This window comes from Oryzibacter oryziterrae, from assembly GCF_021864535.1.
GTDB lineage: Bacteria > Pseudomonadota > Alphaproteobacteria > Rhizobiales > Pleomorphomonadaceae > Pleomorphomonas > Pleomorphomonas oryziterrae.
Genome location: NZ_JAKJIC010000010.1, coordinates 172,343 through 182,057 on the forward strand (window position 1 = coordinate 172,343; position 9,715 = coordinate 182,057).

Consider the following 9,715-nt stretch of genomic DNA (forward strand, 5'->3'; position numbering starts at 1 on the left):
GGCGAGTCCTCTGGCCGCCCGCCGGCGTAACACCGGCGGGCTGCCTTTTCGTCATTCCGCAGCGACGCGATCGACGGCTGTTGCCGCGCTAAGTGCCTGATCCAGATCGGCAATGATGTCGTCGGGATGCTCGATGCCGATCGACAGGCGCACATAGCCCGGCGTCACGCCGGTCTGCAGTTGCTCATGCTCGGTCAGCTGCGAATGCGTGGTCGACGACGGATGGATCGCCAGCGACCGGGCATCGCCGATGTTGGCCACGTGGTAGAACAGCTCCAGCGCATTGATGAAACGCCGCCCCGTCTCGACCCCGCCCTTCAGCTCGAAGCCGACCAGCGCGCCATAGCCACCCGTGAGATAGGTGTCGGCGCGGCGGCGCTCCTCGCCCGACTGCAGACCGGGGTAAATGACCCGGGCGACCGACGGATGCCCCTTGAGGAAGTCGGCGACTTTCGCCGCGTTTTCAACATGCTGGCGGATGCGCAGCGGCAGGGTTTCCAAGCCCTGGATCAGCTGGAAGGCGTTGAAGGGCGAGATGGCGGCACCGACGTCGCGCAGCAGCTTCACGCGGGCGCGCAGGGCATAGGCGATCGGACCGAGCGGCTTGGCAGCCTCGGTCCAGATGGCGCCGTGATAGGCGCCGTCCGGCGTGTTCAGAAGCGGCTGGCGCTGAGGGAACTGGTCCCAGGGGAAGTTGCCGCCGTCGATGATCAGTCCGCCAATCGAAGTACCGTGGCCGCCGATATACTTGGTCGCCGAATAGACGACCACGGCGGCACCATGCTCGAACGGGCGCGCCAGCAGCGGCGCTGCCGTATTGTCGATGATCAGCGGAATGCCGAGGGGACGGCCGATGTCCGCCACTTCCTTGACCGGGAAGACGTTGAGCTTCGGGTTCGGCAGCAGCTCGGCATAATAGGCCCGCGTCTTGTCGTCGGTGGCGCGGCGGAAGTTCTCCGGATCGGATGGATCGACGAAGCGCACTTCGACGCCGAACTGCTTCAGCGTCTCGGCAAACAGCGCCCAGGTGCCACCGTAGAGATCGGTTGACGAGACGATGTTGTCGCCGGCCGAAGCCAGATTCAGGACCGAATAGGCCGAGGCAGCCTGCCCCGACGACACGGCGAGCGCAGCGGCACCGCCTTCGAGCTCGGCGATGCGCGTTTCAAAGGCGTCCTGCGTCGGGTTCTGCACCCGGGTGTAGATCCAGCCCAGTTCCTCGAGCGCAAACAGGCGCGAGGCATGGTCCGTGTCGTTGAACTGGTAGGACGTGGTCTGATAGATCGGCACCGCAACGGCGCCATTTTCCGGCGCAGCGCGATAGGTGCCGCCGTGCAGCGCAAGGGTCTCGGGCTTTCTGGCCTTGGTCATGTCGATTACTCCCAGTGGTGATTGTCGGGTTTTCAGTAGGCGGAGCCGGGGGCACTGCTGGCCAGTTCCTCAGCCGTCAGCAGGTCGGCATGGTGGCGGCGGGCGACATCCGGGTGCGAGCGCAGGCGGCTCTTCAGCACATTGCGCCCGACGTTGTGGAACAGCGGATTGAGCGGATCGGTCGTCAGCCCGCGCCGCTGCTCGGCCAACTCCGGCGGCAGATCGATCACCGGTACGGTGGCATCGAGGCGAGCCCCAAGGAAGAAGGCGACGGAGAAGCGCTCGACGCCCGGCGGCGGTGCCACCACGTCATGCACGTCGGCACGGACGAAGCCATTGGTGGCCAGTTCGAGGAGTTCGCCGGTGTTGATCACGAAGGTGCCAGGGATCGGCGGCGCTTCCAGCCAGACGCCTTCCTCGGTCCGCACGCGCAAGCCCTCGACCTTGTCCTGCAGCAGCACGGTGACGAAGCCGCCGTCCTTGTGGGCGCCGACGCCCTGCGACGTCTGCGCCACATCGCGGCCCGGATAGCGGATGATCTTGAGAAGCTGGGTCGGCAGCGGCGTGTAGATGTCCTTGAACACGCCGGCGTCCTGTCCGAGCGCCTCGGCGATGGCTTCCAGCACCTCGATGCCGACGCGCGTCACCTCGGCCTGATAGGCCAGCAGCAGCGGCTTCAGTTCGGGGATCGCGTCCGGCCACTGGTTCGGGCCGGTGAGCCGCAGCCAGGGCTGATCGGCCGGCACATCCACCGCGTCGGCCTCGGTGGCAACGTCCACCTGTTCGCGCCAGTCTTGCTGGCCGCGGGTGAACTCGAGCCCGATGCGCGTATAGCCGCGGAAATGCGGGGTATTGGCCATCTGGATCTTGAGCTTTTCCTCAAGCGGCAGCGCAAAGAAGCGCTTCGATGTGGCCAGTACGTCGTCAATCAGCGACTGCGCCACACCGTGGCCCTGCAGGTAGAAGAAACCGTGATCGTGCAGGATACGGCGGAGATCAGAGAGAAACAGCCGCCGCTCAGCCTCCCCTTTGTGAAAACGCGATATGTCCAGAATGGGCAACGTGAAGGTTTGCGGCTGGAATGTCATTGGCTTGCTCCCGATCGCGGCACCGACGCATTCCGTGACCTGGATTTGCGCCGAATTCGATCGAAAGCGAACCATAAAATATTCATTGTTTATAGATTTTATATTTTATTTGCGCGCACTCTAATGGAATTTCGTCCCTCGCCCTCGGGCTGGATAGCGCAGTCGGAGCGGGCTGACGCAATGTCGTTCCCCCTGCCATGAAAGCTCAACCCAACCGGCGTGGACACACCTCTCAACGACGGCCTTGCGGCCTTGGAAGGCAGCACCGCGCTTGAGATCGCCGAGCGATCGGTCGGCAATCTCCTGAAGACGCCATGGGTCTCGGTCGACGATGTCGTGGCCAGTGTCCTGTTCCTGGCCTCGGACGACGCGCGCTTCATCACCGGATCGGGTCTCGTTCTCGATGCCGGACTGTTGACGCGGTAACCGGGCCTCGTTTCTGCCGGGAAACGGGACCTTACCGGCCCGGTCGGGTCAGGCCATATGTCAGGGAGAGAGCCCCTACCAGGACAACGCCCTTCACGAAGTCCTGCGTGTAATAGGGGGTGTTCAGCATGGTCAGGCCGTTCAACAGCACACCGACAAAGATGGCTCCGATCACGGCGCCCAGGACATTTGGCCGGCGCTTGTCGAGAACGGCGAAGCCGATGAGCGCGGCGGCGACGGCGTCCATCATCAGCGAGCCGCCGGTCGACACGTCGCCACGCATCACCACCGAGCGGTCTGCGAGCGCAGCGAGATCCCCAATTCGTTGAGAAATATAGAGAATGGTCATGCCTCTGGCGCGCAGGCGCCGCAGCACTGCATAGAGGCGTTGCGCTTCCGCCAAGGAAGACTCGCCCTCGGCTCGTCAAGGATGAGCAGCGATGCCTTTGCCACCACAGCCCTCGCGATCGCGACTACTGGCGGTCGGCGGCGCGAAGGTCGCCAAAATCGCTGTCGAGCGGCAAATCAAAATCTGCTGCGGCCTGAACCGCAGCGGCTTTCTGCCCACAAAGCCTCCCTGCCGCGTGCGCTCACGCCATCCGAGACAAAGGGCGACACAACCAAATGCGGAAAATTAATCCGTATTTTCACGCAGAAAGCGCACGACCTTTCCTTTATAATCTATCATTTCTGTATTCTTTTTGACGGACATGCAGTCACCTTCGTGAGCCGCGAACATGACCTACAAGTTGTCCCTTCTAGATAAGACGCCCGTCGAGCCGGACGGCAATGCCGCCAAAGCCCTGCGCAACACCATCAAGTTGGCGCGTCGCGCCGATCAGCTCGGCTATCATCGCTTCTGGGTGGCTGAACATCATGGCAGCACACAGCTTGCCAGCTCTGCCCCCGAAATCCTGGTGTCGCATATTCTCGCCCACACCAGTCGCATCCGGGTGGGAACCGGCGGGGTGATGCTGCAGCATTACAGCCCCTACAAAGTCGCTGAAACCTTCAAGGTCCTGGAGAGCCTGGCACCGGGACGCGTTGACCTGGGCATCGGCAAGGCGCCCGGCGGACTGCCTGCATCAACCCGTGCGCTGCAAGCCCACCGCGATCCAGCCAGCCCCCCGGATTTCAACACCGCCTTGGCCGAGCTGGACGGATTCCTGACCGGCAACCTGCCGTCCGACCATCCATTGGCAGGAGCTGTGGCAACACCCGATGTTCCTGCCTTGCCCCAACGAATTCTGTTGGGAGGGTCACCTGACAGCGCCAGGCTGGCCGCCATCCTCGGCTGGGACTTTTCCTATGCCGGACATTTCAATGGCGACCCCGCCAATATCGAAGCAACCTTCCGCACCTATGAAGATCTGACCGGTCGCCTTCCGTCGCTCGCTCTCTACGCCTTCGCTGCGTCCAACAGCGAGAAGGCCGCCGCTTTGGTCGGCGAGTTGCGGATTTTCACGGCGCATCTGCCGACCGGCCAACGCGTCAACCTGCCCACGCTTGAAGCCGTCGCCGAGTTCGCCCGCCAGGGGGGATACTCGGACTATCGCACCGAAGAGAAACGCCCGCACGTCATCGCCGGCACGCCCGAACAGGTGCGTGGCGAACTCGATGCTCTGGCCAGCCGGTTCGGCGTCACGGAGTTCATTGTCGACAATCCGGTTGCGATTTTCGCAGAACGCCTGGCGTCCATCGAACTCCTGGCTGGTGCCGCGGCGACGCTGGCGGCCTGAGGCGCTCGCCCTTCCTTTCCACCATCAAACACCCACTGCGGATTTGGAGACAGCTCATGAGCAAGAAATCCATCCAGTTTGGCGTCATGCTGCATGGCGCGGGCGGCAACCTCAACTCATGGCGCCATCCCAGCGGCCCTGCGGATGCCAGCCTCAACCTGGATTTCTACATCGAGACGACGCTGAAGGCCGAGGCCGCCGGCATTGCCTTCGCCTTCGTGGCCGATGGTCTCTACATCAACGAAAAGACCATTCCGCATTTTCTCAACCGCTTCGAACCGCTGACCATCCTCTCTGCGCTCGCCAGCCGCACAAGCAAGATCGGTCTCGCCGGGACGGTCTCGACGTCCTACTCCGACCCCTTCACCGTCGCCCGCCAGTTCGGCTCGCTCGACATCATCTCCAAGGGGCGCGCCGGCTGGAATGTAGTGACGTCTCCGCTCGAAGGATCAGCTGCCAACTACGGCCGTCCGCACCCGGATCACGCCTTGCGCTATGAAATCGCAGACGAATATCTTGAGGTGACGCAGGGGCTCTGGGACAGCTGGGACGACGACGCCATCGTCCGCAATCGCGAGACCGGCCAGTTCTTCGTCAAGGAAAAGCTGCATACGCTCAATCACAAGGGGCGCTTCTTCCAGGTTGCCGGACCGCTCAACATCGGCCGTTCGCCGCAGGGACAGCCGGTCATCTTCCAGGCGGGCTCATCGGATGCCGGCATCAAGCTCGCAGGCAAATATGCGGACGCCGTCTTCACCCATTCTCCGAACATCGAGGACACTCGCACCTTCACCAACCAGGTCAAGGCAAGTGCAGTCGCTCACGGCCGTTCGCGCGACGATGTGAAGATCTTCCCCGGAATATCCCCGATCGTGGGCAGGACAGCCGAGGAAGCAGAAGCCAAGTATCGCCGCATCCGCGACCTCGTCTCGATCGAAGACGCCATTTCGCATCTCGGACGCTTCTTCGATCATCACGACTTCTCGCAATATGATCTGGATGCACCGTTCCCGGATCTGGGCGATGTGGGCAAGAACGCCTTCCGTTCCACCACAGACCGCATCAAGGCGGACGCCAAGGCGCGCAATCTCAGCCTGCGTGAAGTGGCTCTGGAGGCGGCAACGCCGCGCGAACAGTTCCTCGGAACCGGCGCCGAGGTTGCCGAGAAGATCATCCACTGGATCGACGAAGGTGCGGCCGACGGCTTCATCCTCGGTTTCCCTGTGATTGCCGAAGGGCTCGACGACTTCGTCAACCTGGTGATCCCCGAACTCGAGAAGCGCGGGCGGTATACGCGTGAGCTCTCAGGAGCCACCCTGCGCGATCATCTTGGCCTACCGCGCAAGCAGAGCCGCTACGCCGAGAATGCCGAAGCGACCGCACGACAGGAGCTGGCGCGATGACATCGCTGCGGTCCGTCCTTTCCAGCAGACCAGATGCGGCACAAAATGGTGCGACTGGCGTTGAGCCGGCCATTGCAGCAGACATTGCCCGCTTCGTGGCGATCAGGCGTGACTTCCATCGCCACCCTGAACTGGCCTTCAAGGAACGGCGGACCGCAGCGCGTATTGCCGAACTTCTGGGCGAATGGGGATACGAGGTCACCCAGGGACTGGCTGAAACCGGCGTGGTGGGCACATTGCGGCGAGGCAACGGGTTTCGCGCATTGGCGCTCAGGGCCGACATCGATGCTCTGCCCATTCGCGAGGCGACGGACAAGCCCTACGCCAGCGAGCGCGAAGGTGTCATGCATGCCTGCGGACATGATGGTCACACCACAATCCTCCTCGCCGCTGCCTATCACCTGGCGCGCAGTGACAAAATCAACGGCACGCTCCACCTGATCTTCCAACCCGCCGAGGAAATCGGCGCCGGTGCCAACCGGCTGATTTCAGAAGGCTTGTTCAACCGCTTCCCGGCCGATGCCATCTTCGGACTGCACAATTGGCCGGGTGTTCCCACCGGACATTTCGGCTTCATCGACGGCCCTGCCATGGCCTCGGTCGACCAGGCAATCGTGCGGATCACCGGCAAGGGCGGCCATGGAGCCGCGCCGCATGAAACGGTGGATCCAGTCGTGGCCGCCGCTCACGCCATCACGGCCCTGCAGTCGATTGTTTCGCGCAACGTCGATCCGCTCGATACAGGTGTCGTGACCGTCGGTGCCATTCACGGCGGGTCGGCGTCGAACGTCATCCCCGAATGGGTGGATCTCAAGATCACCACACGCTCGTTTCGTCCGGAAGTTCGGCGCTTGCTCGCCCAGCGCGTCCCGGCGGTCATCCGGGCTCAGGCGGAAAGCCTCGGCGCGTCTGCCGATGTCGACTACAAGCTCGGCTTTCCCTCGGTGATCAACGCACAAAACGAGACCAATTTTCTGCGGCAGGTCGCCCTCGACACGTTTGGCGAGGAACAGGTCCTTGCAGATTTTCGTCCACGCACGGCGTCGGAGGACTTCTCCTTCTTCCTCGACGTCCTGCCCGGCAGCTTCTTTTTCGTCGGCAATGGCGACGGCGCACCGCTGCATAGCCCAGCCTATGACTTCAACGACGCGATCCTGGCTCCGGCTGCCACCTTCTGGGTGCGGATCGCCGAACGCTTCCTCTCATGAACCACAACACCGGACGGGGGTGCTGCCCATGAGCAACCAGTTTATCTACACGACTCCACTCGATCCGCGCGCCAGGCCGCTGATCGAAGACCTGATCTTCGAATATGACAGCCGCTATGGCGAGTTCTTCGATCGCGAGGGCGCGGCCGCGGAGCTCAACCGCTACCCACCACAGGCCTTCGCACCTCCAACCGGCAACTTTCTCCTGTGGCTGCGCGACGGCGAAACGATCGCCGGCGGTGCATTCATGCGCTACGACGACAGCACGGCGGAGTTCAAGCGCATCTGGACCCGTCGTGATCTGCGGCGTCAGGGGCTGGCGCGCCGCCTTCTGGTCGAACTCGAGGAACAGGCCCTGCGGCAGGGCTATTCCCGCATCTATCTGACCACCGGCTTCCGGCAACCGGAGGCGCAGAATCTCTATCTCACCAACGGCTATTCGGCCCTTTTTGATCTCAATGGCGACCTTGAGGAAATCAAGCATCTCGCCTTCGAGAAAAATCTCTTCGGATTGGCGCCTGAATTTGCCGGAGCAGCGTTCAGCCCAGCCCCGTCGGCTCCTTGAAAGGAAGGTCAACCATGACCGCCGTGAGCGAATACGCCCCCGCCGCTGCGTTGGAGAGAAAGTCCCAACTCGGCGCCTACGCACACTATCGCATCATCCCCGCACGCTATCCCTTGCGGACGGCCGGCACGATCCTTTCCGTGCTGATCATCGGCGCCATCTTGCAGTCGGTCTTCACCAACCCGCGCTGGGGCTGGGACGTGTTTGCAGAATGGTTCCTGTCCGAGCCGGTCCTGACAGGCCTTGGCCGCACCCTCTTGCTGACGGCCTTCGGCACGGTCATCGGCTTTGCACTGGGTGGGTTGATCGCGCTCGCCCGCGTCTCCGCCTCGCCGCTGCTTCAGGCTCTCGCCTGGTCCTACATCTGGCTCTTCCGGTCGATCCCCCTGATTGTCCTGCTGCTGATCCTCAACAACCTGGGCTATCTCTACGAAACGATCTGGCTGGGCGTGCCGTTTACCGACATCACCTGGTTCTCATTCTCCACGACGCAATTGCTGACACCCTTCGCTGCAGCAGTCCTGGGACTTACCCTGAACCAGGCCGCCTTTGCGGCGGAGATCATCCGGGGTGGCATCCTGTCGGTCGATCAGGGCCAGCATGAAGCCGCCGCCGCGCTCGGCCTGCCGAAAGGACGCCAGACGTTCCATATCGTGCTGCCGCAGGCCATGCGCACCATTCTGCCCACGGCCTTCAACGACATCATCGGCCTCGCCAAGGGGACGTCCAACGTCTACATCCTGGCCCTGCCGGAACTGTTCTACACGGTGCAGGTGATCTTCCACCGCAATCTCGAGGTCATCCCCCTGCTGATGGTGGCGACCGTGTGGTATCTGATCATCCTGACCGTTCTCTCGGCAGTCCAGTGGCAGGTCGAGCGGCATTTCGCCCGCGGAGCCCTGCGCAATCCGCCGCCCTCTGCCCTGTCCCGCGTGATCTCCGCCATCCGGCGCGAGGCTGGCCAGACCGCTTCGTCACCCGTCGTTGCAGCCCCCACGGACACCGTCCGCTGGTCAGCGGCGCGCCAACCTGGCGCAACTGTCTCGATCCACGGCGTGTCAAAGAGCTTCGGGCATCTCAAGGTTCTGGACGACGTATCACTGGATATTCCCTCCGGCAGCGTCACGGTGATCCTCGGCCAGTCCGGATCGGGCAAGTCCACACTCCTGCGGACAATCAACCATCTCGAACGGGTGGATGACGGCTTCATTGCCATCGATGGCGACCTGATCGGCTATCGGGCGGAAGGGGATCGTCTTTACGAACTCAAGGAACGTGACATCCTGGCGCGACGCGTTGAGGTCGGCATGGTGTTCCAGAACTTCAACCTGTTCCCGCATCTGACCGTGCTTGAGAACATCATCGAAGCTCCGATCGCCCATGGGATACGCAGGGCCGATGCACAGGCCTATGCCCTGGAGCTGCTGTCGCGCGTCGGCCTCTCCGACAAGGCCAAGGCCTATCCGCGCCAGCTGTCCGGCGGCCAGCAGCAGCGGATTGCCATTGCGCGCGCGCTTGCCCTCAAGCCGAAAGTCTTGCTGTTCGACGAGCCCACGTCGGCCCTCGATCCCGAACTCGTCAATGAAGTGCTCGACGTGATCAAGGAACTTGCCCGCAGTGGCACCACCTTGATCATCGTCACCCACGAAATCGGTTTCGCCCGCGAAGTGGCCGACACCATTGTCTTCATGGAAGCCGGAAAGATCGTGGAGACCGGCTCCCCTGAAAAAATCTTCGGCAACGCAAACCAACTGCGCGTGCGGGAGTTCCTCGCCAAAGTGCTGTGAACGGCAGAGCTTCAGCTCTGACCAGGGCATTGCACTCATAAACACAACTTAAAGATGCAAAATCAAGGATGAAAGCATGACAAAGTTGAGCACAATTCTGAAGAGCCTGGCAAAAATCGCTGCGGTAT

At 62.4% G+C, this 9,715-nt stretch carries 8 protein-coding genes and 1 pseudogene; 6 read left to right on the forward strand and 3 right to left on the reverse strand.

The window, feature by feature from the left end:
• Positions 1-51: 51 nt before the first annotated feature.
• Positions 52-1,371: an O-acetylhomoserine aminocarboxypropyltransferase/cysteine synthase family protein gene (locus L2I41_RS12685; RefSeq protein ID WP_237153930.1), complete on the reverse strand. Its 1,320-nt coding sequence runs from the start codon at positions 1,369-1,371 to the stop codon at positions 52-54.
• A 32-nt stretch (positions 1,372-1,403) separates the two neighbouring features.
• A complete protein-coding gene (locus L2I41_RS12690; RefSeq protein WP_237153931.1) occupies positions 1,404-2,459 on the reverse strand; it encodes an isopenicillin N synthase family dioxygenase in 1,056 nt (351 codons plus the stop codon).
• A gap of 219 nt (positions 2,460-2,678) precedes the next feature.
• Here L2I41_RS12690 and L2I41_RS12695 point away from each other — a divergent pair, with 219 nt between their 5' ends.
• The gene (locus tag L2I41_RS12695; RefSeq protein ID WP_237153932.1) at positions 2,679-2,885 is read left to right on the forward strand and encodes an SDR family oxidoreductase; all 207 of its coding nucleotides are present in this window, start codon (positions 2,679-2,681) and stop codon (positions 2,883-2,885) included.
• Between the two features lie 31 nt (positions 2,886-2,916).
• Here the strand turns inward: L2I41_RS12695 and L2I41_RS12700 are convergent.
• A pseudogene (locus L2I41_RS12700) lies at positions 2,917-3,171 on the reverse strand (ABC transporter permease); the annotation flags it as partial.
• A 451-nt stretch (positions 3,172-3,622) separates the two neighbouring features.
• On the opposite strand from L2I41_RS12700, the gene L2I41_RS12710 reads away from it, so the two are divergent.
• From L2I41_RS12710 to L2I41_RS21545, 5 genes are read left to right on the forward strand one after another with little or no spacing between them, the layout of a single operon-like run.
• Positions 3,623-4,624, forward strand: coding sequence for an LLM class flavin-dependent oxidoreductase (locus L2I41_RS12710; RefSeq protein WP_237153933.1), 1,002 nt, complete (start codon positions 3,623-3,625; stop codon positions 4,622-4,624).
• A gap of 56 nt (positions 4,625-4,680) precedes the next feature.
• Entirely contained in the window at positions 4,681-6,027 is a 1,347-nt protein-coding gene (locus L2I41_RS12715; protein WP_237153934.1) for an LLM class flavin-dependent oxidoreductase, read from the forward strand.
• A complete protein-coding gene (locus tag L2I41_RS12720) occupies positions 6,024-7,235 on the forward strand; it encodes a M20 aminoacylase family protein (protein WP_237153935.1) in 1,212 nt (403 codons plus the stop codon). Before L2I41_RS12715 ends, L2I41_RS12720 begins: the two co-directional genes overlap by 4 nt.
• A 28-nt stretch (positions 7,236-7,263) precedes the next feature.
• A complete protein-coding gene (locus tag L2I41_RS12725) occupies positions 7,264-7,800 on the forward strand; it encodes a GNAT family N-acetyltransferase (RefSeq protein ID WP_237153936.1) in 537 nt (178 codons plus the stop codon).
• Between the two features lie 14 nt (positions 7,801-7,814).
• Positions 7,815-9,587: an amino acid ABC transporter permease/ATP-binding protein gene (locus tag L2I41_RS21545; protein ID WP_304610557.1), complete on the forward strand. Its 1,773-nt coding sequence runs from the start codon at positions 7,815-7,817 to the stop codon at positions 9,585-9,587.
• The last annotated feature ends 128 nt before the right edge of the window (positions 9,588-9,715 follow it).

Bases quoted from the DNA above. Each gene is read 5' to 3' on its own strand.
- L2I41_RS12685 (WP_237153930.1), bottom strand. From the start codon at position 1,371: ATGACCAAGGCCAGAAAGCCCGAGACCCTTGCGCTGCACGGCGGCACC.
- L2I41_RS12690 (WP_237153931.1), bottom strand. From the start codon at position 2,459: ATGACATTCCAGCCGCAAACCTTCACGTTGCCCATTCTGGACATATCG.
- L2I41_RS12710 (WP_237153933.1), top strand. From the start codon at position 3,623: ATGACCTACAAGTTGTCCCTTCTAGATAAGACGCCCGTCGAGCCGGAC.
- L2I41_RS12715 (WP_237153934.1), top strand. From the start codon at position 4,681: ATGAGCAAGAAATCCATCCAGTTTGGCGTCATGCTGCATGGCGCGGGC.
- L2I41_RS12720 (WP_237153935.1), top strand. From the start codon at position 6,024: ATGACATCGCTGCGGTCCGTCCTTTCCAGCAGACCAGATGCGGCACAA.
- L2I41_RS12725 (WP_237153936.1), top strand. From the start codon at position 7,264: ATGAGCAACCAGTTTATCTACACGACTCCACTCGATCCGCGCGCCAGG.
- L2I41_RS21545 (WP_304610557.1), top strand. From the start codon at position 7,815: ATGACCGCCGTGAGCGAATACGCCCCCGCCGCTGCGTTGGAGAGAAAG.